This window comes from Propionibacterium ruminifibrarum (assembly GCF_900289195.1).
GTDB lineage: Bacteria > Actinomycetota > Actinomycetes > Propionibacteriales > Propionibacteriaceae > Propionibacterium > Propionibacterium ruminifibrarum.
Window position 1 is genome coordinate 214734 of the sequence record NZ_OMOH01000002.1, and the last position, 23944, is coordinate 238677.

Sequence of the window (23944 nt, forward strand, 5' to 3'; positions counted from 1 at the left end):
GGGTCAGCCGATCCGGGTGACGATGTCGCCGGCATTGCAGAAGACGATGTCCTCGACGCCCTGGACGGGCCCGATCTTCGTCCGGATGGTCTCGCTCGGGGACTGGCGGAAGGCCAGCACGCAGTCGGGCGAGCCGCCCGAGATGGTGATGGGCCCGATGTAGCAGTCCAGGATGTTCGGGGTCGCGGACACGACGGCGCCCTCGTAGCCGCCGCTGTTCCCGGCGAAGTTGCACCCGGTGATGGTGTGTCCTGCGATGTACCCGCTCGAGATGGCGTCGGAGGGCATCGCCCGGGCGAAGTCGTCGCCGTCCTGGTCCAGGTAGGCGATGCGCAGGTCGGAGCTGTCGGCGAACTCGTTGCCGAACTTGTTGGCGTCCACGAGCAGGCCCGAACCGGCGTTCACGGCCTTGTCGCCAGGCACGATCCACACCGCGACCCGGTTGGACCCCGAGCTGGTCTGGACGAAGTCGTTGTTCTGGATGTGCGCGTTGTTCCCGCCGCGACCCAGCTTGATGTGCACGCGGTTGTTGACGAAGGCGTTGTCCGAGATCGTCGTGCCGTCCGTCAGGCCCGGCAGGGCGACGGCGATCGAGTTCTCGGAGCCGGCCGCCGAGAAGTAGTTCTGGGTGATCTTCCAGTAGGGCATGTCCGAGGAGGCATGGCAGATCGCGTTCTCCTCGTAGCCGACGAAACGGCAGTTGCGCACGACGTGCATGGTCGTCACGTTCGCGCCCCGGTACCGGTTGCGGATGACGGCCCGCCCGCCGGTGAAGCTGATGCCCTCCACGAACAGCGAGCCCCACTGCTGGTCGGAGTCGATGAGGTAGTCCGCGTCGATGGTGATGAAGGTGCGGCCGGCGCCCAGGCCGCGCAGCACCGGCGACGACACGTCGATGCCGGAGCCCCGGTAGACGAAGGCGCCCTCGCCGAGGGTCAGTCCCTCGCGCACCGCACGCTCGATGGTCTCGGTGTCGTCGACGCCGGTGGCCGTCAGCCCCTCGCCGGTCACCGGGGCGTACTCGGGTTCGTCGGGCGCCCCCGGCGTCGTGGCCGGTTCCGACGACTCGGTGGCCTCGGCGCTCTGCTCGCCGTCGGGCCGGGCATCGGAGCCGCCCGGCTCGGGCGCATCCGTGCCCGTTGCGGGAGCCGACTGCTCGATGCCGGCCGACTCCTGGCCGGCGGGCGTCGTGGCGCCCGAGGCGGACAGCCCGGGCACGCCGCCGGGAGCGGACGATCCAGGCGGGGCGGTTCCTTCACCCGTGCCCGAACGGGCCGGCGAGTTCTGGGTGCCGCAGCCGGTCGTACCGAGAGCGACGGCACCGGCCGCCCCGGCTCCGAGGAAGAATCGTCGAGAAGTCTTCATGAGAGTGTCACAACCTCCTGGTGGTCTGTCGGGTTGTCTGGGAGCGGGCCGCGGCGGGGCTGGGAGACGTCCGGCCCGCCGTGCCGGACGGATTCTGCGAGCGAGGCGATGACGGCGCCGAGGACGAGACCGGCGAGCAGACCGACGAGGCCATCGGTCACGGGATCGGCACTGGTCTCGGTGACCGCGTCTGCGCCGTCCTGGATGGTGACCGTCTTGAGCGCCGGGTCGCCCGAGCTCTGCTTCATGCCGGAGTCGATGATCTCCTCGCCGAGCACCTCGACGGTGGTGTTGGCCAGTTCAACGGCCCGGTCCGGGTCGTCGGCGGTGGCGGTGACCTCGACGATCGAGGTGTTCAGCGGGACGGTGGCGCTGAGCCGCCCGGCCAGGTCGGCGGCGGGCTGGTGCAGGCCGAGACGGTCGTTGACCTCGTTGAGGACGACCCCTGAGGTGGCCAGCGCCGAGTAGGTGCCCATCGAGTTGGAGATCATGGTGGGCACCGTGGACTGGTAGGTCTGGTCTGCGCCCTCGGCCGGGTCGGCGGCACCGACCAGCACGGAGGCGGTCGAGGAGTAGCTGGGGGTGCTCAGTGCGGCCCGGCCGGCACCGACGAGCGCCCCCAGGATCGCGATGACGAGGACGATCCACCAGTACACGCGCAGGGCGTGGAGGATTCGCGGGGTCTTCACTGTTCGGCTCCTTCGGTCGTGTGGCGGAGAGCGCGCATCACCGGCACTCCCCCATGGCGATGGCCTTGATGAAGGCGAGGCCCTGGTAGGCGAACTGGTAGGCCCAGCCCAGGGGCGTCATGGCCGCGTCGTAGGACCAGACGGTGACCGGTCCCCCCGCACACTGGCCCATGACGTAGCGGGTCCGGCTCACGTGGGGACGGGTCGTCAGCACGATGACCCGGTCCCAGCCCCGCTCGCCGCGCCAGCGCGCCAGCTGTGCCGCCTCGCCCCTCGTCGTGGAGGGATCGGGCTCGAAGCAGGTCACCGGATAGGGGTGCTCCTCGGCGCAGAACGAGGTGCTCGGCTCGGGCCGGAACACCGAGCCGAGCACCGGGGTGGACACGACCAGCTCGTCGGCGACACCGTCGTTCATGAGCTGCAGGGCGTAGGCGACACGGCCGCTGTCGTGCGGGCCCAGGACGAACAGCACGTCCGCATGGCCGGGCGCCGTCTCATGGCGGGGGAAGGCGACGAGACGGATGTCGAGAACGCCCAGGACGAGTACGAGGACGACGACCAGGAGCCACAGAACCCGGCCGAGGCGTCCCGGCCCCCGGCCTCCCGGCCTGCTGCGCTGTCCGCTCATGATCGCGGCACCTCCGCGGCGGGTTCCTCGCCGGCTCCGGCGATGTCGGGACGCACGCCCACGTACTCGTCGAGGATGCGTACGAGCATCGAGACGACCACACCGATCAGGGCGCCCGCAGCGCCCCAGACATGGACGCCGGCCGCGACCATGGCGGTGGCCAGCAGGCCGCTGGCCACGTTGGCGCGGGTGATGCGGCGCAGCCGGCCGAAGGCGGTCAGGACGGCGCGGCTGAGGACCGTCTCGTAGGTGCCGAGTGCCACGAACAGGGCCATGAGCACGGTGATGAGGGCGTCCGGGCGGATCACCCCGTCACCGAGGTAGTCGGTGAGGAACGGCCCGAGAATGATGACGGCGACGAGGATGAGTGCGCCCATCGGGATCATGGCGAGCAGGGCCCGGCGTCCGCGACTGCGCCGGTCCCCGCGCGGCACCCAGCCCTGCATGACCGTGGACAGCGGGGTGAGGGCCACCGTGATCTGGCGCTGCACCCTGTCGACGAAGGCGAACATCGGACGGGCCGCCGGGTTGACGAACGAGACGATCACCATCGGCAGCGACAGGACGACGGCGTTCGTGATCGACGCCGCCACACCGTCGAACTTCTCGCGCAGCACGACATGGACCGGGCGCACCGCACGCGCGACGGCGCCCTCACGGCGCAGCCTGGCCAGGATGTGGACGGTGCTGAACACGACGGCCGCGGCGATCCCCAGGCACTGGCAGCTCGTGCCGACGACGGCGCTGGCGCCGGAAGTGTTCATGACGAACCAGCCGGTCATCGTGCCGGCGACCCGCGGAAGGGTCTCGACCAGGAGGAACCAGTAGGGCGCCATGATGCCCACGAAGTACCACTGGCCGCTCATGCCGACGAGGGCCTGGGCGAGAGCGCCGATCGCGCCGAAGACGCGGAGTCCGGGACCGGCGACGACGGCGCCGATGAGGCAGCAGGCCAGGCAGACCGGCAGACACAGGAACAGGCGGGCACGCATCGCCTCGACGTACTCGGCGCGGCGCCCGTCGGCATCGGCGCGGGCGATGATCGCCGGCCCGGCCATGCCCCAGCCGTAGCCGATGACGACGGCACCGACCGCCCCGATGACCTGACCCGCGCTGAGGGCGCCGTAGGCCACGTCCCCAGAAGCCCGGATAAGAGCAGGGATGACCATGAGGGATGCCAGCGCCAACAGGATCATCGACAGCCCGTAGCCGATGGCCTTGGATGCACCTCGCATGCGGGAACTCCTCGCCCAGCTGCGCTCACCGACGCGATCAGGGGGTGGTAGGGGATGGAATCAGGGGTGAGATCGGACAGCGCCCGGGGACCATTGAGAGGTGGCCCGGGAACGATCCGTGCGCCATGTTAGCGCCTCTATTTCTTAGAAAATCATATGTACTGCATGCATTCGACAACGCAACCTGAGAAGGCTGTGTAAAACCATTGAGTGCATGGGCCGAGCCGAGGAGTCACCCCGCCATCATGACCGACCACACCGATCACGCCGTCGCGCCGCCCCGCCACAGACTCGCCGAGTTCACCGGGCGAGGTTACGACAAGGGACGCGGAAGGCTCGTGTGCGCCGCGTGGGTGCTTCTCGCCGAGCCCATCCAGCGATCGGTGCTCGTCCCTCCCCGGCTGCGCACGCGCCTGCTGCGCGCCTTCGGCGCGAGGATCGGACGCGGCACGCTGATCCGGCACGGCGTCCGCATCCACTGGCCGTGGAAGCTCACCGTCGGGCGTGACTGCTGGATCGGTGTCGGCGCACAACTACTCGACCTGGACCGCATCGTCATCGGCGACGACGTGTGCATCAGCCAGCAGGCCATGCTGTGCACCGCCTCGCACGACGCCGACGATCCCCGCTTCGAGATCCAGCTGGGGCCCATCACCGTGGGCTCGGGAAGCTGGATCGCCACCCGTGCCACCGTGCTGCGCGGGGTCACCGTCGGCGAGGATGTCGTGGTGGGTGCGACCGCCCTGGTGACCAGGGACGTCCCAGACCGCACGAGGGTCCTGCCCCCCAGGCCGGAGGAGAAACCCCGGTGAGGATCCTGCAGATCGTCGCGGCAGTCAGTCCCGACAACGTCTACGGCGGCCCCACGACCGTCGCCGTCAACCAGTGCCGTGCCCTGGCCGCAGCCGGTCACGAGGTGACGCTGGCCGCCATCGGCCTCGGCTTCGACGGCGACCTGCCCGGCAGCTGGGAGGGCGTGCCCGTCCGGCTCTTCCCCGGCCGCAGGGTGATCCCGGGGGCCGGTTTCGCGGGCCTGACCAGCCCGGCCCTGCTCCGCTGGCTCACCCGGCACGCCCACGCATTCGACGTCGTCCACGTTCACCTGGCCCGTGACCTCGTCACGTTGCCCGCCGCCAGGATCGCCCAGCGCGCCGGGGTGCCGGTCTACGCCATGACGCACGGCATGATCGACGCCTCGGACAATCCGCTGGCCGCTCCCCTCGACGCGGCCATGACGGCACGGGTGCTGCGGAACTGCGTCCGGGTCTTCCACCTCACCCGGCGCGAGCACGACGACCTTCGGTCACTGTTCGGCGATGGCCTGCGCCTCGCCGAGTTGCACAACGGCGTTCTCGTACCGGACCGTCCCCCCGAGCGCGATCCTCAGGCCGCGCCGACGGTCCTGTACCTGGCCCGCGTGCAGGAACGCAAGCGCCCCGGCACCTTCGTCGAGATGGCCCGACGCCTGGCCGATGAATTCCCCACCGCCCGTTTCGTCATGATCGGCCCCGACGAGGGCCTCGGGGCCGAGCTGCGGTCGAAGATCGCCACGGCCGGGCTCGGCGACCGCCTGGTCTGGAAGGGACCGGCGACACACGCCGAGGGCATCCGCGCGATGGCCGAGTCCGACGTCTACGTGCTGCCCTCGGTCGACGAGCCCTATCCGATGAGCGTCCTCGAGGCCATGAGCCAGGGCCTGCCCGTCGTGCTGACCGACAGCTGCGGCCTGGCGCCGGTCGTCGCGCAGCACGACGCGGGCATCGTCACCGACGCCTCGGCCGCGCAGGTCACCTCCGCCGTCCGTGCGCTGCTCGCCGATCCGGCCGAACGCAGGGCCGCGGGGGAACGCGCCCATGCCACGGCCCGCGACGAGTTCGGCATGGCGGCCATCGCCCAGCAGCTCGTCGACGCCTACTCGCTGGGCGCCCCGGACGCCGGGCGGTCCCCCGCCGCCGGGCCCGACACGGGTCGGCGTCCCGGACCGCGGAGAGTGCTGTTCGTCGGTATCAACTACGCCCCCGAGAGCACCGGTATCGCCCCCTACACCACGGGCATGGCCGAACGGCTGCTCTCGGCGGGCCACCGGGTGCGGGTCATCACCGGGGTGCCCCACTACCCCTCGTGGTCGAACTTCACCGGGATGAGGGGGCTGCGCCGGCGCGAGCGCGTGCACGGTGTCAGCGTGCAGCGCATACGCCACTACATCGGTTCGGGCGGCCATGGACTGGGCCGCATCGGGCAGGAACTCAGCTTCGGCGCCGGTGCGGTCACCAGTTCATGGCGGGGTGCCGACGCCGTCGTCGCGGTGAGCCCGGCCCTGCTCGCCACGGCCTGCGTCGTGGCCCGCGCCAGGGCAGGCGGCAGGCCGGTGGGCGTGTGGGTGCAGGACCTCTACTCCTCCGGCGCGGCCGAGATCGAGAGGGCCGGGGTCGTCTCGCGGCTGCTCACCCGGGTCGAGTCCTGGGTGCTCGGCCATGCCGACGGCGTGCTCGTCATCCACTCGCGCTTCCGGGATCACGTCGTGAACGTGCTGGGCGTCGATCCCGACAGGGTCGCCGTGTGCCGCAACTGGTCCCACGTGGACACCGACCGGCACGACGAGGAACTGGCCGCCGCGTTGCGCCTCAAGTACTTCGGCGACGCCCCGCTCGTGGCCCTGCACACCGGGAACATGGGCGCCAAGCAGGGCCTGGAGACCCTGGTCGACACGGCCCGGTACGCCGAGCGGGCCGGTTCGCGCACGATCATCGCCCTCGTCGGCGACGGCTCGCGCCGGGAGGCGCTCATGGACTACGGCGCCGGTGCGCGGAACCTCGTCTTCGTGCCCTCACTGCCCGACGAGGAGTACCGCGCGATCCTGTCGGCCGCCGACGTACTCGTCGTCAACGAGAAACCCGGGTTGCGCGAGATGGCGGTGCCCAGCAAGCTCACCACCTACTTCCGCAGCGGCAAGCCCGTTGTCGCGGCGACCGAGTCCGACTCGGCCACGGCCGACGAGATGGCCGCCGCCGGGGCCGGTCGGGTCGTCCCCCCGGCCGATCCCGCGGCCCTGCTCGCGGCGATCGAACAGGCTGCCGCCGACCCGGCGGGCTGCCGGGAGGCCGCCCGCAGCGCACAGCGTTTCGTCCACGACAGACTCACGGTCGAGGCAGCAGTCACGACCATGCGCGACTGGTTGTCCCAGATGACGAGTCGCTGACCCCGGGCCCCGCTCGGCCCCGTGCGGGGCCCGGTGAAACAAACCCATATCCCCTACCGAAAGTCACCCCCATGGCACACCGCGCATTCATCACCGGTATCACCGGCCAGGACGGCTCCTATCTCGCCGAGTTCCTGCTCTCGAAGGGATACGAGGTGCACGGGCTCATCCGCCGGTCGTCGAGCTTCAACACGCACCGCATCGACCACCTGTACCGCGACCCGCACGACGAGTCGGCACGTCTGTTCCTGCACTACGGGGACCTGTCGGACGGGGCGCGCCTGGTGACCCTGCTGCACGACATCAATCCCGACGAGGTCTACAACCTCGCCGCCCAGTCGCACGTCCGCGTCTCCTTCGACGAACCCGAGCACACCGCCGACACCACCGGCGTCGGCACGGTCCGCCTGCTCGAGGCAGTGCGCCAGTCGGGCATCGGGGCCCGGTTCTACCAGGCCTCCACCTCTGAACTGTTCGGTGCGACGCCCCCGCCGCAGAACGAGACCACCCCGATGTACCCGCGTTCGCCCTACGGCGCCGCGAAGATGTACAGCTACTGGGTCACCAAGAACTACCGCGAGGCGTACGGCATGTTCGCGGTCAACGGCATCCTGTTCAACCACGAGTCCCCGCGCCGCGGCGGCACCTTCGTGACCCGCAAGATCACCCGGGCCGCGGCCGCCATCAAGGCCGGCCAGCAGGACGTGCTCTACATGGGCAACATCGACTCGATCCGGGACTGGGGCTACGCCGCCGAGTACGTCGAGGGCATGTGGCGCATGATGCAGGCCGACGAGCCCGAGGACTTCTGCCTGGCGACCGGCCGGGGCACGACGGTCCGCGAGTTCCTCGACTACTCCTTCGGCCACCTCGACCTGGACTGGCGTGACCACGTGCGCTTCGACGAGCGCTATCTGCGCCCCACCGAGGTCGACGCCCTCATCGGCGACCCGACGAAGGCCCACGACAAACTCGGCTGGCACGCGCAGGTCGACGCCAGGGGTCTGGCCGAGATCATGGTTGACGCGGACGTCCAGATCCTCACCCACCACACCGATCCGTGGATCGACGTCCCCCGGACGTCCTGGGCCGACCGGATTCCCCGGGTCGAGGCGACCTCCGAGACGGCGGGGGTGCGGGCATGACCGGCGTGGACTACACCCCGGCACCGATCGACCGGGACGCGGTCACCTACGTCGCCGGGCACCGGGGCCTGGTCGGCTCGGCGATCTGGCGCCGTCTTGAGCAGGAGGGCTTCAGCCGCCTGGCCGGCTCGAGCCATGCCGAACTGGACCTGACCGACCGGGACGCGGTCTTCGCCCACTTCGAGGCCGTCGGCCCCCGGTACGTCATCCTGGCCGCGGCCAAGGTCGGCGGCATCCTGGCCAACGACACCTACCCGGCCGATTTCTGGTCGGTGAACCTGCGCATCCAGACCAACGTCATGGACGCCGCGCTGGCCTGCGGCACCGAACGCCTGCTGTTCCTCGGCTCCTCGTGCATCTACCCGAAGCTGGCCCCCCAGCCGATCACCGAGGACCGCCTGCTCACCGGTCACCTCGAGCCCACCAATGACGCCTACGCGATCGCCAAGATCGCCGGCATCATCGGCGTCCAGGCCGTTCGTCGCCAGTACGGTCTGCCGTGGATCTCGGCCATGCCGACGAACCTGTACGGTCCCGGGGACAACTTCGCCCTCGTCGGCTCGCACGTGCTGCCCGCGATGATCCGCCGGTACGACGCGGCGGTCGCCGAAGGGGCCACGCGCATCACGAACTGGGGCACCGGCAGGCCGCGCCGCGAGTTCCTGCACGTGGACGACATGGCCGACGCCTGCCTGTTCCTCCTGGACAACTATGACGGCCCGACCCAGGTCAATGTGGGGACCGGCAAGGACTGCACCATCGCTGAACTGGCCGGCCTCGTGGCCGAGGCCACCGGCTACACCGGAGAGGTCGTCTGGGACACCACCAAGCCCGACGGCACCCCGCAGAAACTGCTCGACGTGAGCCTGCTGACCGGTATGGGCTGGCGGCCCCGCCACGGCCTGCGCGAGGGCATCGCCGACACGCTCGCCTGGTACCGGGAGCACCGGCAGAGCTTCCGCGACAGCGACACGGAGCAGCCGCGCAGCGGCGAGGGGCACGCGTGATCGGCGGCCCGTGGGTCGACCAGTACCCGCCGGCGACCGAGACGGTCCTGCCACCGGTCACCGACGACATCGTGAGTCATCTCGGTCTGGAGACGGTCGACCCCGACCGGATCGCGATGCGCTGCCACGGGCGCACCCTCACCTACGGACGGCTCATCGAGGCTCACCGGCGCGTCGCCGCCGGCCTGGCCGGCGCCGGCCTCGGGCCCGGGGATCGGGTCGCCGTCATCGCCGGCACCGGGCCCGAGCATCTCATCGCGCTGCTGGCCGCCCTGCGCCTCGGCGCCATCGTCGTCGAGCACGACACCGCGGCGACCTCCCACGAGCTGGCCGGCCTGTTCGCCGACCACGGTGCGCGCCTGGCATTCACCGACCCCGAGGTGGCCCCCCGGGTGCCCGGTGACGTGCGGACCGTCGTCCTCACCGGGGAGCACCGGGCCGCGCCGGCCCACCCCCCGGGCTCTCCGGTCTGGGCAGATCTGAGCGGGCACGCGCCGCTCGGTGACGAGGCACCGCGGCCCGCGCCGCAGGACACCGCGCTGCTGCTGTACACCTCGGGGTCCACCGGCCGGCCCAAGGGGGTGCCGTTCACCCACGCCATGATCGGCCATGCGATCGACCAGAACCTCAACTTCTTCCGCATGCAGGGCCGTGGGGACGGCCGTCACTACCTGACGCTGCCGCTCAACCACGTCTTCGCGCTCGTGGATCAGCTGTTCAGCGCGCTGGCGCGCGCCGTCGAGCTCATCGCCTTCCGCCGGGGCGACATCGACGCCGTCGTGGCGGCCGCTGCGACCCGGCCGCCACGCAAGCTGGGCACCGTCCCGCCCGTCCTGGACGCCATCGCGGCCGGCGCGGCCAGGGCGGGCGTGCGCTTCGACGACCTCTACGTCGCCACCGGCGGGCTGCCCCTGACCCGGCGCACCGTCGACGCGTGGCTGCGGATCAGCGACAGCCCGCCCGTCAACGGCTGGGGCATGACCGAGTCCTGCGGCTACGGGCTCATGCCCCTGCCCGACCCCGCCCGGGTGCCGGCCGGCAGCTGCGGGGTGCCACTGCCGGACCTCGACGTGCGGGTCTGCGACCCGGCCGATCCCACTCGCGAACTCGGCGTCGGCGAGACGGGTGAGCTCCAGCTGCGGGGACGCCTGGTCTTCGGCGGCTACTGGAACGACCCGCGGGCCACGGCCGAGGCCTTCACCCGCGACGGCTTCCTGCGCACGGGTGATCTGGTGAGCATGGACGGGCAGGGATTCTTCTTCTTCCACGGACGCCTCAAGGAGATCATCTCGGTCCAGGGCGAGAACGTCTCGCCGGTGGAGGTCGAACGAGTGCTCGAGGCCGCGCCGGGCATCGCACGCGCCTTCGTCTACCCCCGCGAGACGACGCCGGGGGTGAACATCCTCCTGGCCGCCTTCACCGCCGCCCCGGGAACCGCCGCCGACCCGGATGCCGCGCTCGCCCTGTGCGCCGAGCGGCTCGCCCCGTACAAGGTACCCATGCGCCTGACCCGGGTCGATACGCTGCCGCTGTCCGCCGCCGGAAAGCTGCGGCGCGACGTCGACGGACAGGCCTGGACGCGCGCGCATCGGGTGAGGGGGCACTGAGATGGGCGTCGGGATCGACATGGTCGACGTCGCCGAGGTGACGAGCGCCCTCGAACGCCACGGCAGGCACTACCTCGACCGGGTCTACGCACCGGCTGAGCAGGCCGAGACGGCCTCGATGAGTCCGCGCCGGATGCGCGAGTACCTGGCCGGGCGGTTCGCCGCGAAGGAGGCCGTGCTCAAGGCGCTGCGGCCGCCGCCCTGTGCGGCGGCCGCGCTGACGCAGATCGTGGTGACCGGGGCCGGGGGTGCTCCCCGCGTCGAGCTCGCCGGGAACCTGCTCGCGTGGTGGCGCTCGTCGGGGCACGGACCGGTGGACGTGTCCATCAGCCACACCAGGGTCATGGCGGTGGCCGTGGCCCGGACGGATCAGGGCCCGGGGCCCGGCACACAGGAAGGGGACGATGATGAGCAGGACGGAGCAGACGGTGCGTGAGGCGCTCGCCGAGGTGGGCAACCTGGACGAGGACGCGATGAGCCTCGCCGCGGACGCCTCGCTGGCCGACGCGGGACTGACCTCGCATGCGGCGGTCAGCCTGCTGCTCGAGATCGAGGACCGGCTCGGCATCGAGTTCCCACCCGAGCAGATGACGCCGGAGACCATGGCCTCGATCCGTGCGATCGAGGCGGGGATCGAGGCGCTGTCATGAGCCTGGCCGCCAGTGAGACCACGCTGCGTGACGCGCTGCGCGACGCAGGGCACCTGCTTCCCGGCCCCCGCCCAGGGATCGACGGGCACGGCCCGGAGTTCGAGGCCGTCGTCGACGGGATCTGGCGGGCCTACTTCGACAGGGCGCCCGCCGGGACCCCGGTCATGGCCTTCGGCCCGCTCATCGACGCGGCCCAGTTCACCGCCACGGACTACCCCCGTTCTTTCCCGCACCTGGTCGGTGAGGTCGAGGTCTTCGACGGCGGTGACGCCGAGCACGGCGCCCTCATCCGGGACATCGATGCCGGGGCCGACTGGACGACGCACTTCGTCCCCAGTGGCATGACGTTCGTCCCGGCCACCTGCGAGAACGTCTACCCGCGCTACGCCGGCACGCTTGAGGGGCCGACGATCGTCGCCTGCCGCAGCTGGTGCTTCCGCCACGAGCCCAGCGACGACCCGATGCGCATGGTGAGTTTCCGCATCTGCGAGTACGTCTACCTGGGCTCTGCCGATGGCGCCGAGTCGTTCCGCACCGACTGGCTGGGGCTGCTCCTGGAGTTCTTCACCGATCTCGGCCTGGAGGTCGCCAGCGACCGCGCGAACGACCCCTTCTTCGGCCGGATCGGCGCGATGCTGGCGGCCAACCAACGTCGGTCGGGCATGAAGAACGAGATCAGCATCGCCCTCTACCCGGACCGCCGTACCGCTATCTCGAGCGTGAACACGCACCGCACGCACTTCGCCGACAGCTTCGGCATCCGGCAGGCCGGCGGTGAACCCGCCCACACCGCCTGCGCCGGCTTCGGCATCGAACGGGTCGCCATCGCCCTGTTCGCCGCCCACGGCATGACCACCGCCGACTGGCCGGAGCCGGTGCGTGCGGTCCTGCGGCTGCCCTGAGAGCCCGGCCGGCCTCGTCGGGCTCTCATCCGGCGGCCCGGGCGATGGCCCGGCGGATGCGTTTGGGTGAGACCGTCTGGCTGGTGCCCAGGCGCTGGGCGAACAGCTGCACGCGGTACTCCTCGAGCAGGAAACCGATGTCGTCGACCTGCCGGCTCAGCGGGCCGGGCGGCTGGGCATCGCACAGCTCGTCGTACTCCGCGGCGAGTTCGTCGAACCCGCCCATCAGCTCCTCGTCGCGGGCCGGATCGGACCGTGCCGCGTCAAGGCGCATCGAGGCGGCCTGCAGGTAGCGCGGCAGGTGCTGGTACCAGGGGTCGGCGGTGAACGAGATGAAGCCGGGGAACACCAGGTTCTCCAGCTGGGCCGTCACGTCCTCGGCGGTGGCGGCCGACACGCCGGGCGCATCGGCGCGGATCTGCCGGGCCCAGCCGAGCGCCGCGGAGGCCGTGGCGACGACGTCGCGCATGACGTCAGCCTGCTCGGCGCGCACCTGGGTCGCCAGCGCGGCGAACCGCTCCTCGTCACGCACCTGGGCCGGGTCGGCGTGCGCCCGGGCGGCCCGGTCGACGGCCTTGAGCCGGGCATCGGCGAGCAGCTCGGGCACGCTCTCGTAGGGATTGTCGCCGAGCCAGAGCCGCTCCTGCCGACCGAGATGGGAGACCACCCAGCGCGTCGGGTCGGGGTTGACCAGGACGAGAAGCCGCCTGATCCCGCGCGCGTGCGAGTCCGCGGCGGCCTGCGGCGTGTCGGCCAGGAAGAGGGCGACGCTGTCGCCGTCATCGCGCAGGGCCGGGTACCCGACGGCCTGCAGGCCGCCGCGGCGGATCGTCCTGGTCGGCTCGATCGTCCCGAACACCCAGCTCGTGGCGCCGGTCCTGGCGGTGTCGCGCGAGGCCCTGGTGAGCGTGCTGGAGACGCGCTCGGCCAACTGCCGCTGCAGCTCGGCGAGGTCCTTGCCCTGCCCGGTGACCCGGTCCTTCTCGACGACCTCGAAGCGCACCCGCAGGTGGTGTGGGACGGCGTCGGGGCGCCACTGGTCGGGTTCGACCACGATGCCGGTCAGGGCGCGCAGGGCCCGGCCGAGTTCATCGTGGAGGAAGCGCGAGTGGTCGGCCCCATTGGCCTTGAGCCAGCGCAGCGCGGCGCGGGCGTGGTCGGGGGCCGGGACGAAACCGGTGCGCACCGCCTTGGGCAGCGCGCGGATCAGCTCGGTGGCGAGTTCGGTGCGCAGGCCCGGCACCTGCCAGCTGAAGGGTTCGGGGCGCAGCTGGTTGAGTTCGGCGAGCCTCACCCGGACCGTCACGCCGTCGGCGCCCGATCCGGGGTCGAAGACATAGCCGACGGGCAGGCGCAGCTCGCCGACCCGCCAGCTGTCCGGGAAGGCGCTGGTGTCGACGTCGTCCGCGTCCTCGCGCACCAGGTCGTCCATCGACAGGTCGAGCAGGTGCTGGTCCGGTTCGCGTGACCACCAGCTGTCGAAGGTGGCGCCCGAGTGGACGGTGGCCGGGATGCGGGCGTCGTAGAACTCGAAGATCGTCTGGTCGTCGACGAGCAGGTCGCGGCGCCTGGTGCGCTCCTCGAGATCGGCGACCTCGTCCCGCATCCGCTGGTTGTGCTCGATGAAGTCGTGCCGGACCCGGCCGCCGGTGGGCTGCCAGCCGTTCTCGACGAGCCCGGTGCGGATGAAGATCTCGCGGGCCTCGGCTGGGTTGACGCGCCCGTAGTCGACGAGGCGATCGGCGACGAGCGGTACACCGTACAGGGTGGCGCGCTGGCTTGCGAGGACGCCTGCCGAACTGCTCGACCAGTGCGGCTCGGCGTAGCCGTACTTGACGAGCGGGCCGGCGACCGACTCGACCCATTCGGGTTCGATCGCGGCGCAGGTGTGCGCCCACAGGCGGGTCGTCTCGACGAGTTCGACGGCCATGACCAGCGGCGGGTTCTGCTTGGCCAGCGCCGAGGCGGGGCTGATGGCGAATCGGGTGCCGCGCGCCCCGAGGTACTCGCGGGGGCCGCGGGGTTTGCGTCGGCCTCGGTGCCGGGCTCCCCTGGTGGTGTTCTCGGCCTCGAGGAGGCCGATGTGCGAGAGCAGGCCCGACAGGACGGATTGCAGGATGGCCTCGGTGCTCCCGGGGCGGTCATTGCGCTTCAGGTGCAGGTCGGCGCCGACTCCTGACAGCTGGCTGCGCAGGTCCTGCCATTCGCGGACGCGCAGGTAGTTGATGAACTCGGCGCGGCACAGGCGGCGGAACTGGTTTCCCGACAGGCGCCTGCGCTGGGCCATCAGATAGCTCCACAGGCGCCAGATGGCCATGACGTCACCGCCCGGGCCGACCGTGACCGGCTCGTCGAACTCGCCCTCGCGGCCGGTCTGCGGGGTGTAGCGGGCCGGCCGGCCCGGCCCAGGGGCGGGTTCGCCGGTGGGGCCGGTCAGGATGTCGTCGGTGAGGAAGCGGCGGTGCAGCTGGTCGGCCTGCTGGCGTTTCTCGGCGGGGCGTTCGCGCACGTCCTGGATGGCCAGGGCGGCGGCGATCACCTCGACCTCGCGCAGGCAGCCACGGCGGGAGGCCTCGATGAGCATGCGCCCCAGGCGCGGGTCGATGGGCATCTCGGCGAGCCGGTGACCGGTCCTGGTCAGGCGCGGTGTGCGCCGGTCCGGCCCCTTGAGGGCGCCGAGTTCGCCGAGCAGGCGCAGGCCGTCGGTGACCTGGGCCCGATCGGGGGCCTCGACGAACGGGAAGTCGTTGATGTCGCCCAGTTCGGCACTGGCCATCTTGAGGATGACCGAGGCCAGGTTGGTGCGCAGGATCTCCGGTTCGGTGAACTCGGGGCGGGTCAGGTAGTCCTCCTCGGCGTAGAGGCGGACGCAGATGCCGGGCCCGAGCCGCCCGCACCGTCCGGCCCGCTGGTCGGCGCTGGCCCGGCTGACGGGTTCGACGGGCAGGCGCTGCACCTTGGTGCGGGTCGAGTACCGGGAGATGCGGGCCAGGCCGGTGTCGATGACGTAGCGGATACCGGGCACGGTCAGCGAGGTCTCGGCGACGTTGGTGGCCAGGACGATGCGCCGGGTGCGGTGCGGGGCGAAGATGCGACGCTGCTCGGCGGCCGGCAGACGCGAGAACAACGGCAGCACCTCGGTGCCGTCCCCCAGATCGGCGCCGTCGAGGGCCGCGGCGGCCTCGCCGATCTCGCGTTCGCCGGAGAGGAAGACGAGGACGTCACCGCTCGGCCCGAGCTCGCGGACGGCCGACACGATGGCGGCGGGCATGTCCGGGTCGTCGTCGTCCACGGCCGGGGGCCGGTAGCGGATCTCGACCGGCCAGGTGCGCCCGGAGACCTCGACGATCGGCGCCGGCGTGCCGTCGGGGGCGGCGAAGTGCTCGGCGAAGCGGACGGTGTCGATCGTCGCGGAGGTGATGATGACCTTCAGGTCGGGTCTGGCGGGCAGCAGCTGTTTGAGGTAGCCGAGCAGGAAATCGATGTTGAGGCTGCGCTCGTGGGCCTCGTCGATGATGATCGTGTCGTAGCGCCGCAGCTGCCGGTCGTGGTTGATCTCGGCGAGCAGGACGCCGTCCGTCATGACCTTGACACGGGTCTGTTTCGTCGTCGCCCTGGTGAAACGCACCTGGTAGCCGACGACGTCCCCGAGCCTCACGCCCATCTCGTCGGCCATGCGTTCGGCGAGGGTGCGGGCCGCGATGCGCCGCGGCTGGGTGTGGCCGATGCGTCGGCGGCCCACCGCCAGGGCGATCTTGGGCAGCTGGGTGGTCTTTCCCGAACCGGTCTCACCGGCCACGACGACGACCTGGTTGTCCCGGATGAGCTCGGCGATCTCGTCGGTGTGGGCGCTGATCGGCAGGCCGGGATCGACCTCGATGTGCGGTTCACCGGAGGCCGGGGTCTCGTTCACGTCAGGCATGTCGGGTCAAGCATAGGTGCCCCGGCGGATCGGCCCGCAGCGGTGCGGTCAGGCGAGGGCGTGGATCACCGAGGCGTAGCAGGTGATCGCCGGGATCGAGCAGATCGTCGTGATGAAGATGACATCCCTGGCCAAGGGCACCTCGGTGTCGTAGCGGGTGCTGAACACGAAGACGTTCTGAGCGGTCGGCAGGCCGGCCATGACCACCACTGCGAGGGTCGTGGCCACGTCGAGCCCGACGACGCGGGCCAGCGCCCATGCGCTCACCGGCTGGACGACGAGTTTGAGCAGGCAGATGAACAGGGTCTCACCCCTGTTCTCGCGCCCGGGCAGCGGGCCGAGCCGCAGCGCGATGCCGAACCCGACGAGCATGCACGGCACGGCGACACCGCCCAGCAGATCGAGGGTGTCGGCGAGGAGCACCGGCATCCGCCAGCCCAGCAGGTTGATGGCCAGGCCGAGCAGGACGCCGATCGTCAGCGGATTGCGGAACGGCATCGTGATGTTGCGCAGCACCGACGTGCGCCGGCCGGTGCGGTGGGCGCTGTCGATGTCGAGCAGGGTCAGCCCCAGTGGTTGCAGGACGATCAACTGGATCATGAGCACGGGCGCCACCCAGCTGGTGTCCTTCATGACGTAGGCGGCGATGGGTACGCCCATGTTGTTGGCGTTGACGTAGGAGGCGCAGAAGGTGCCGATGGTCAGGTGACCGAGACCCGGGCGTTCGTGTCCGCCGAGCCGGGCCCGCAGCAGGCGCGCCCCGAGGTAGCCGCCGGCCGAGACGAGGATCGCCAGGACCGAGACGATGACATGGGTGCCGAACGTACGGCCCAGGTCCGCCCTGGACATCATCATGACCATGAGCGGCGGCAGCCCGATGAAGAAGGCGAAACGGCTGAGGATCCGCTGGGCGCTCTGGTCGAAGAGCCTCAGCTGGGCCGCCAGGGCGCCCACGCCGATCACCATCCAGATGGTGGCGAATCCACTGAGCACGTCCCGCACGGGCCGAGCCTACGCCGCGGGGAACCCGCGGTCACGCCCGCACGAACCGGGTGACGGCACGGCGGAATGACCCGGTCGCCGGCGGAACGTAGAATCCAGCTGGGAGCTGGCGCCGGGTGGAAGGACGGGCGAGCGTGTCGGATCGCGACGACGAGATGTACCGGGCGGCCGTGCTCTACTACGTGCAGGGCGAGTCGATGGACGCCATCGCCCGCCAGCTCGGCGTCTCGCGCTCGACCGTCTCGCGCAGTCTCAAGCAGGCCCGCGACACCGGCATCGTCCGCATCAGCCTCACCCATCCCCGCGACGCCTCCTCGGACGTCGAGCAGGAGTTCACCGAACGCTTCGGGGTACGCGCCCAGGTGGTCTCGGTGCGCGAGTCCGTCTCGGACGTCGCCCGCCTGGACCGGGTCGCCAAGGTGGCCGCCAACGCCATCGGCGAGGCGGTGGACGATCACACGGTCCTGGGCATCGCCTGGGGCACGACGATCGACGCAGTCGCCGCGCACCTGCTGGCCAAACCGGTGCGGGGCTGCACCCTCGTCCAGCTCAACGGCGCCGCGAATGACTCGACGACCGGCATCGACTACGTCTCGAACATCGCCTCCCGCTTCGCCAGCGCCTTCAACGCCCACTCGGTGCTGTTCCCCGTGCCGGCCTTCTTCGACTATGCGAGCACCCGGGACGCCATGTGGCGGGAGCGGTCCATCATGCGCGTCCGGGACACCCAGAAGAAGTGCTCGCTGGCCGTCTTCGGTGTCGGGTCCCTGGTCGGCGGGCTGCCCAGTCATGTCTACGAGTCCGGGTACTTCGACGAGGAGGACCGCGCCCAGATGGCCCGGGACCGGGTCGTCGGTGACGTCTGCACGGTGCTGCTGCGCCAGAACGGCTCCTGGGCCGACATCGAGATGAACACCCGCGCCTCGGGCCTGACCCCCACCCAGCTGCGCCGCATACCCCGCCGGATCGGGGTCGTCGCCGGGCGCGCCAAGGCCAAGCCACTGCTGGCGGCCCTGCGGGCGCAGCTGATGACGGACCTGATCGTCGACGACCAGACGGCCCGTCACGTCCTCACGATGACCTGAGGAGGGCCGAGCCCGCCGGCCTCAGACCTGCGGGCTGTGGATGTCCGACAGGCCGTAGGCCGCGTGGATCACGTGGATCGGGTGAACGATGTCCATCCCGGTGCCGGCGCGGATCTGCCAGCGGCAGGTCTCCGTGTCGCAGGCACCCAACTCGGCGCCGGACTCCTTGAACTTGTCGAAGAGGGGCCTACCGACCGCCTGGGCGACCTCGTACTTCTCCTTCTTCAGACCGTAGGTGCCGGCTATGCCGCAGCAGTTCTCCCCCGACTCGACCACGGTGATGCCCGGCACGAGTTCCATCAGGCGGATGGCGGGCATCCCCATCCCCTGCCCCTTGAGCTGGCACGGGGCGTGGTAGGGGATCGTCATCTCGATGCGTTCGAAGTCGGTGGGCAGTTCCCCGGCATCGGCGAGGGCGAGGAGGAACTCGCTGGTCTCACGCATGCGCGCGCCGATGTCGGTGACGGTCCGGTCCTCGACCCCCATGATCTCGCGGGCCTCGTGCTTGACCATGCCGGCGCAGGAGCCGGAACTCGTGACCACCGGAACGTGGCGGCCGCCCTTGGCGAGGTCACCGGCCAGCTTGACGACCGAGGAGCGGGCCTGGTCGAACAGTCCGTTCGACTGGCTGGCCAGCCCGCAGCAGCCCTGCCGGGGGACGATGACGGTGTATCCCAGGTGCTCGAGCACCTCGATGGTCTTCTTGCTGGTCTCGACCTCGAAGTAGGTGCCGGCGCACCCGGTGAAGAAGACCACCGGGCCGCGGTCGGGCTGTCCGGGACGTCGGGCCATGGGGCCCTCGCGGTGGCGGAGCCAGCCGCGGATCGACTGCGACTGGGCGACCGGCATCGGGGCGTCCCGGTGGACGCCGATGACCTTCTCGACGGCCACGCGCAGCGGCTTGCGCTGGAGCGCCCAGTTGGCCAGCGGCGCCACCGGTGTGAGGACGCGGCCCTCGAGACTGGTCTGGGTGATGAGGCGGTCGCGCAACGGCATGTGCCCCTGCTTCATGACGGCGCGGGCCATGGAGTTGAGTTCGGCGATCTTGACGCCCTGCGGACAGTTCAGTGTGCAGATGCCGCAGCTGGAGCAGTAGTCGAGGGTGTGGTCGACCGACTCGCCGTTGCGGAAGCGCTCGGCCTGCGGGCCGACGAATTTCGGGCCGGCGAACATCTCGGTGACTCGGGTGACCGGGCACTGCGTCTCGCAGATCGTGCACTTGACGCACTGGTCGAGGGAGAGCCGGTTGAGCTGCTGGGCCTCGTAGCTGTTGGGGTTGTTGTTGAGTCGCGGGCTGGCCTTCTTCAGGTGGTTCCAGACCGAGAACGACTCGCTGGGCTGCCCGTCGTTCTGGAGCCCGCGCTCGGCTGCGGTGGTGCTCATCAGGACTCCTTCAGCTGTTCGATGATCGAGTCGGCGGCGCGCACGGCGCTGGCCAGGGCGATGCCCTCGCCGGACTTCTCGTCCCAGCGCTGTGCACCGGCGAGGAAGCCGCCGGCCGCGTAGAGGTTCTCGTGGACGGGTTCGCCGGTGGCCGGTTCGACGACGCGCATCGTGCAGTCGGTGGCGACGCCGGTCCGGAAGATCGGCTGCTCGCCCGCCCAGCTGTCGTTGAGGAGCTCTGCGTCCGGTACCGCCAGGGGCAGCCCGAGCGCGGGCTCGTGCAGGCGCCCGTACGAGTCGAGCTCGATGGCGCCGGACTCGAACCCGCCGGGGGCGAGCAGGACGTAACGGGCCTCCAGGTCCGTCTCGTGCCCGGCCGTGCCGAGCCGCAGGGACCTGATCCGCCCCAGGCCGGTCTCGGCGCCGATGACGCGCGAACCGAGGATCATCTCGACCCGGTACGCCCTCGCCAGGTCGGTGAGTCTGTCGGTCAGGCGCATGCCCGCCACGCCCGGCGGCGGCAGCGGGATCTCGAAGACGGGCCTGCCGAGCCCGTCGGCGATTGCCGTGAAGGTCTCGTCGGTCAGGCCCAGGACGTTCGGGACGGCGATGGTCTCACCGCGGCGCGCGAGCCTGCCCAGCGCCGCCACGAAGTCCCGACGGCGCTCGGGGCGGTCGAGGGCACGGGCGATGGCGACGGCGTTCGAATCGGCCTCCGTTCCCCTGCCGGGGAAGCTGACCGATGCGGAGCGGGTCTCCAGGCGGCCTCCCCCGGGCAGCTCGATGGTCGCCAGGTTCTGGGCGACGAGCTGGCAGGAGAAGTCCTTGAGTTGCTCGATGCCGACGACCACGACCCGGCTGCCGTCGTGCAGCGCACCTGGGTCGGACGGGTCGAGACTCACCGTGCCGGCGGCCATGGAGGCCGGGTACAGGGTGGTGGGGCGCAGCCCGCCGAGAGCGGTCGGCAGCAGCACGTTCGTCTCGATGTCGCCAGCCATGGCCTCACCGACGAGTTCGCGCAGGAAACCAACGCCGACCCGGACGGGTTCGACGCCCAGCAGGTTGTACGGATGGGTGGGGCCGCCGCGGCGCTCCTCGAGTGCGCAGAACTCGCCCAGTTCGGTGAGCGGGTGCGCGACCAGGCTGGGCCGGTAGCCGAGCACGTCGATCGTGCCCTGCCCGAGCTGCAGGCCGCCGCGGCCCATGTGAACGAGCGTGGTGTGCAGGCCGGCGCGGCGCAGGCGCAGGGCGGCGACCAGGCCGGCCAGTCCGCCGCCGACGACAATGACGTCTCTCATGCCGGAACCTCCTGCCCGCCGATCACGGCCCGGGCACGGGCCCGGTCGCGTTCGTCGATCTCGGTGCCCACCGGGTACGGCTCGATGGGGTCGGTCTGGCCCGGGGCGTGGTCGATGTCGAGGGTGCCACGGGCGATCCACTCGTCGAGGGCGGCCTGACGCAGCTGGCCGCCGGCCAGGATCGGCCACAGCCCTATCCAGCGGTGCTTGAGGAAGCCCCGCAGCTCATCGGTGGCCTGCACGCTGCTGCGGGCACCGGCGGCGCACATGAGGCCGGCGGCCCGGGTCGAGCAGAAACCTCCCTGGCAGGGGCCCATGCCGAGGCGAAGCCGGCGGCGCAGGTCATCGAGCGTGGCCGAGGGGTCCTCCTCGAGGAGGTCGAGGAACATCGACTTGCTCATGAGTTCGCACTCGCAGATGATCTGGTCGTCACGCCGGTCCTTCTCCCGGTCCGCCAGCCGGTGCGTCACGGTGTAGGTCGGGGCGCCCTCGGCCGCCGGGACGGGCTCGTCGGCGGTCCGGCAGGGCCGGTCCTCGCCCATCTGCTCGCACATGATGTCGACGATGCGTTCGGCCATGAGGCGGTAGGTGGTGAGTTTGCCGCCGGTGATGGTGAGCATGCCCGCCAGGCCGTCGCGGCTCGCATGATCGAGCACCGACATGCCGCGGCTCATGTGGCGCGTGTCGGAGGCCGAGACGCGGGTGTCCTTGACCAGGGGCCGGGCCCCTGCCCAGGCGTGCACGGCGCGGGCCCGGCGGAAGCCCGGCACGAGCGCCTCGCCGGCGTCGAGCATCTGCTGCACCTCGGCGCGCGGGATCGGCAGCTTGTCGGGATCAGCGGCCTTCACGTCGGTCGTGCCGATGATGGCCACCGTGTGCACCGGGACGAGGATGTCGCCGTCCGCGGGTTTGATACAGCGGTTGATGACGGTGTTCACCAGGCGATGGTTCATCGCGATCATGATGCCGCGGCCCGGTACGACGTCGACGTCCTCGCAGCCGGCCAGGGCGGCGACGCGCCCCGCCCAGGGGCCGGCGGCGTTCATGACGAAACGGCAGGTGATCCGCTTGTCCGCGCCCGCCTTGACGTCGCGGACCGTGACGCCGACGACTCGGTCCCCGTCACGGTGGATGGCGGTGACCTCGTGGTAGGGCAGGATGTGGGCGCCGTAGGCGCGGGCCGACTCGGCCGCACCCCGCACCATCGCCCAGCCGTCGACGGTGCCGTCGAGCACCGCGAAGGCCCGTTTGATACCGGGATTGAGGCGGGGCTCGCGCGCCAGGGCCTGCGCGACGGTGATCTCCTCGGCCGGCACCTGGGCGCTCGCCGCTGCGGCGAGGAAGCCATCGGCGTACTCCTCGGAATCGTCCGGGGTGACGACGAACAGGCCGCCCGTCTGCTCGACCGCGTTCGCGTGGATCCGGGTGACGATCCTGTTCTCCTCAGCGCATTCGCGCGCCGACTCGGGGTCGGAGACCACGTAGCGTCCCCCGGAGTGGAGCAGGCCGTGGTACCGGGCGGTGGTGCCCTGGGCCAGGTCGGCCCGGTCCACGAGGGCCACGCTCAGCCCCCGCATCGCGACGTCACGGGCGACACCGGCGCCGGTCGCGCCGCCGCCGATGACGACGACGTCGACGGTCAGGTCAGCCATACGAACCTCCAAGCAGCTTCGGTTGGCACGGTCTATGCACGTCAGGTTAGGCCGTCGGCTCCCCCGGCCCCACACCGGCCGCCCCTTTGTGCACGCGAACGGTCCGTAATTGCACCGATGCGCAGCTGCGGGCCGCCGCCCTCCCGGGCGCCTCGGGCCCGGTCCGCTGGGCAGATGCCCTGGGCGGCCGGGCCGGTTCCTGGGACAATGGGCGGGTGACACAACCCCATGACACCGGTGGCAGCGCACCGACCAGCAATGTGACCGACACCGCGCTGATCTTCGAGGGCGGCGGCATGCGGGCCAGTTACACCAGCGCGATGGTCGCCGAGATGATTCGCGGGGAGATCTTCGTCGACTGGGTCGCCGGCATCTCGGCGGGCTCCAGCAATACGGCGAACTACCTGTCGCGCGACGCGGCCAGGGCCCGGGCGAGTTTCGTCGATCTGGTGGGCGACCCGCAGTTCGGCGGGTTCGGCACCCTCGTGCGGGGCAAGGGCTGGTTCAATGCCGAGTACATCTACCAGCGCACCGGCGGGCCGGGGCAGGCGCTGCCCTTCGACTTCTCGACCTACCGCACCAATCCGGCCCGGCCGAACTTCGGTGCGTTCCGTTGCGACACCGGCGAACAGGTCTGGTTCACCAAGGCCGACACGCCCACCATGGATGACCTGATGGTGCGGGTGCGGGCCTCCTCGACGATGCCCGGGCTCATGCCGACCGTCACGATCGGGGGTCTCGACTACGTCGATGGCGCGCTCGGCCCCGATGGCGGCATCGGACTCGACAGGGCCCAGGCGGCTGGTTTCGACAAGTTCCTGGTGGTCCTCACCCGGGACCGCGGCTATGTCAAACCGGCCCCGAGCCGTTCCCAGGCCGCGCTCTACCGGGTCCTGTTTCGCAGGTATCCGGCAGTGATCGACGCCCTCATGCATCGCCACGAGGGGTACAACGCGACCCGCGAGGAGCTGTTCGAACTGGAGGCCGCCGGCAGGGCCTACCTGTTCGTCCCCGACATCATGCCGGTCGAGAACGGCGAACGCGACACGGCCAAGCTGGCCGCCAGCCATGCGGCGGGTCTGGAGCAGGCCCGCCGTGAGCTGCCCGCGATCAGGGAGTTCCTTGGGCTGTGAGCCGCACCCCGGCGCCCGGGCGACGACACAGAAGGGCCGGCG

At 70.9% G+C, this 23944-nt stretch carries 19 protein-coding genes; 10 read left to right on the forward strand and 9 right to left on the reverse strand.

The genetic code is table 11. The annotated features are described in order from the left end of the window. Nucleotides 1–3: 3 nt before the first annotated feature. The 4 genes from PROPJV5_RS02990 to PROPJV5_RS03005 are packed head-to-tail and all read right to left on the reverse strand — an operon-like array spanning nt 4 to nt 3917. Nucleotides 4–1365 carry a hypothetical protein gene (locus tag PROPJV5_RS02990; RefSeq protein ID WP_147385331.1) on the reverse strand — a complete coding sequence of 454 codons (1362 nt, stop codon included), beginning with the start codon at nt 1363–1365 and terminating at the stop codon, nt 4–6. Continuing rightward, nucleotides 1362–2054 (reverse strand): YveK family protein, encoded by a 693-nt coding sequence (locus tag PROPJV5_RS02995; RefSeq protein ID WP_119714845.1) that lies wholly within the window; start codon nt 2052–2054, stop codon nt 1362–1364. The genes PROPJV5_RS02990 and PROPJV5_RS02995 overlap by 4 nt, the downstream gene beginning before the upstream one ends. Before the next feature lie 37 nt (nt 2055–2091). Next, nucleotides 2092–2682 carry a YdcF family protein gene (locus PROPJV5_RS03000; protein ID WP_119714846.1) on the reverse strand — a complete coding sequence of 197 codons (591 nt, stop codon included), beginning with the start codon at nt 2680–2682 and terminating at the stop codon, nt 2092–2094. Continuing rightward, nucleotides 2679–3917, reverse strand: coding sequence for a lipopolysaccharide biosynthesis protein (locus PROPJV5_RS03005; RefSeq protein WP_119714847.1), 1239 nt, complete (start codon nt 3915–3917; stop codon nt 2679–2681). Before PROPJV5_RS03005 ends, PROPJV5_RS03000 begins: the two co-directional genes overlap by 4 nt. 245 nt (nt 3918–4162) lie before the next feature. Between PROPJV5_RS03005 and PROPJV5_RS03010 the strand changes: the two genes are divergently transcribed. The 8 genes from PROPJV5_RS03010 (at nt 4163) to PROPJV5_RS03045 (ending at nt 12427) form a co-directional block, all read left to right on the forward strand. Beyond that, nucleotides 4163–4729, forward strand: coding sequence for an LbetaH domain-containing protein (locus PROPJV5_RS03010; RefSeq protein WP_119714848.1), 567 nt, complete (start codon nt 4163–4165; stop codon nt 4727–4729). Continuing rightward, on the forward strand, nt 4726–7116 hold the full coding sequence (locus tag PROPJV5_RS03015) for a glycosyltransferase (protein WP_119714849.1): 2391 nt from the start codon (nt 4726–4728) through the stop codon (nt 7114–7116). Before PROPJV5_RS03010 ends, PROPJV5_RS03015 begins: the two co-directional genes overlap by 4 nt. A 71-nt stretch (nt 7117–7187) precedes the next feature. Beyond that, on the forward strand, nt 7188–8261 hold the full coding sequence (gene gmd, locus PROPJV5_RS03020) for a GDP-mannose 4,6-dehydratase (protein ID WP_119714850.1): 1074 nt from the start codon (nt 7188–7190) through the stop codon (nt 8259–8261). Beyond that, the gene (locus PROPJV5_RS03025) at nt 8258–9268 is read left to right on the forward strand and encodes a GDP-L-fucose synthase family protein (RefSeq protein WP_119714851.1); all 1011 of its coding nucleotides are present in this window, start codon (nt 8258–8260) and stop codon (nt 9266–9268) included. The genes gmd and PROPJV5_RS03025 overlap by 4 nt, the downstream gene beginning before the upstream one ends. Continuing rightward, the gene (locus PROPJV5_RS03030; protein ID WP_119714852.1) at nt 9265–10875 is read left to right on the forward strand and encodes a class I adenylate-forming enzyme family protein; all 1611 of its coding nucleotides are present in this window, start codon (nt 9265–9267) and stop codon (nt 10873–10875) included. The genes PROPJV5_RS03025 and PROPJV5_RS03030 overlap by 4 nt, the downstream gene beginning before the upstream one ends. A gap of 1 nt (nt 10876) precedes the next feature. Further along, nucleotides 10877–11311 (forward strand): holo-ACP synthase, encoded by a 435-nt coding sequence (locus tag PROPJV5_RS03035; protein ID WP_119714853.1) that lies wholly within the window; start codon nt 10877–10879, stop codon nt 11309–11311. Beyond that, nucleotides 11283–11525: a phosphopantetheine-binding protein gene (locus tag PROPJV5_RS03040; RefSeq protein WP_119714854.1), complete on the forward strand. Its 243-nt coding sequence runs from the start codon at nt 11283–11285 to the stop codon at nt 11523–11525. Before PROPJV5_RS03035 ends, PROPJV5_RS03040 begins: the two co-directional genes overlap by 29 nt. After that, complete coding sequence (locus tag PROPJV5_RS03045) at nt 11522–12427, forward strand: class-II aminoacyl-tRNA synthetase family protein (RefSeq protein ID WP_119714855.1); 906 nt, start codon at nt 11522–11524, stop codon at nt 12425–12427. The genes PROPJV5_RS03040 and PROPJV5_RS03045 overlap by 4 nt, the downstream gene beginning before the upstream one ends. A gap of 25 nt (nt 12428–12452) precedes the next feature. Here the strand turns inward: PROPJV5_RS03045 and hrpA are convergent, their stop codons facing one another. Further along, nucleotides 12453–16349: an ATP-dependent RNA helicase HrpA gene (gene hrpA / locus PROPJV5_RS03050; RefSeq protein ID WP_119714856.1), complete on the reverse strand. Its 3897-nt coding sequence runs from the start codon at nt 16347–16349 to the stop codon at nt 12453–12455. Nucleotides 16350–16397: 48 nt separating this feature from the next. Next, a complete protein-coding gene (locus tag PROPJV5_RS03055; protein WP_119714857.1) occupies nt 16398–17351 on the reverse strand; it encodes an AEC family transporter in 954 nt (317 codons plus the stop codon). Nucleotides 17352–17485: 134 nt separating this feature from the next. Between PROPJV5_RS03055 and PROPJV5_RS03060 the strand changes: the two genes are divergently transcribed. Continuing rightward, a complete protein-coding gene (locus PROPJV5_RS03060) occupies nt 17486–18436 on the forward strand; it encodes a sugar-binding transcriptional regulator (RefSeq protein ID WP_119714858.1) in 951 nt (316 codons plus the stop codon). Nucleotides 18437–18457: 21 nt separating this feature from the next. Here PROPJV5_RS03060 and PROPJV5_RS03065 read toward each other — a convergent pair whose 3' ends face one another. The 3 genes from PROPJV5_RS03065 to glpA are packed head-to-tail and all read right to left on the reverse strand — an operon-like array spanning nt 18458 to nt 22769. After that, the gene (locus PROPJV5_RS03065; protein WP_119714859.1) at nt 18458–19819 is read right to left on the reverse strand and encodes an anaerobic glycerol-3-phosphate dehydrogenase subunit C; all 1362 of its coding nucleotides are present in this window, start codon (nt 19817–19819) and stop codon (nt 18458–18460) included. Beyond that, complete coding sequence (gene glpB, locus PROPJV5_RS03070) at nt 19819–21117, reverse strand: glycerol-3-phosphate dehydrogenase subunit GlpB (protein ID WP_119714860.1); 1299 nt, start codon at nt 21115–21117, stop codon at nt 19819–19821. The genes PROPJV5_RS03065 and glpB overlap by 1 nt, the downstream gene beginning before the upstream one ends. After that, nucleotides 21114–22769: an anaerobic glycerol-3-phosphate dehydrogenase subunit GlpA gene (gene glpA, locus PROPJV5_RS03075; RefSeq protein WP_119714861.1), complete on the reverse strand. Its 1656-nt coding sequence runs from the start codon at nt 22767–22769 to the stop codon at nt 21114–21116. Before glpA ends, glpB begins: the two co-directional genes overlap by 4 nt. A 296-nt stretch (nt 22770–23065) precedes the next feature. Between glpA and PROPJV5_RS03080 the strand changes: the two genes are divergently transcribed. Beyond that, a complete protein-coding gene (locus tag PROPJV5_RS03080; protein ID WP_119714994.1) occupies nt 23066–23902 on the forward strand; it encodes a patatin-like phospholipase family protein in 837 nt (278 codons plus the stop codon). Nucleotides 23903–23944: the final 42 nt, after the last annotated feature.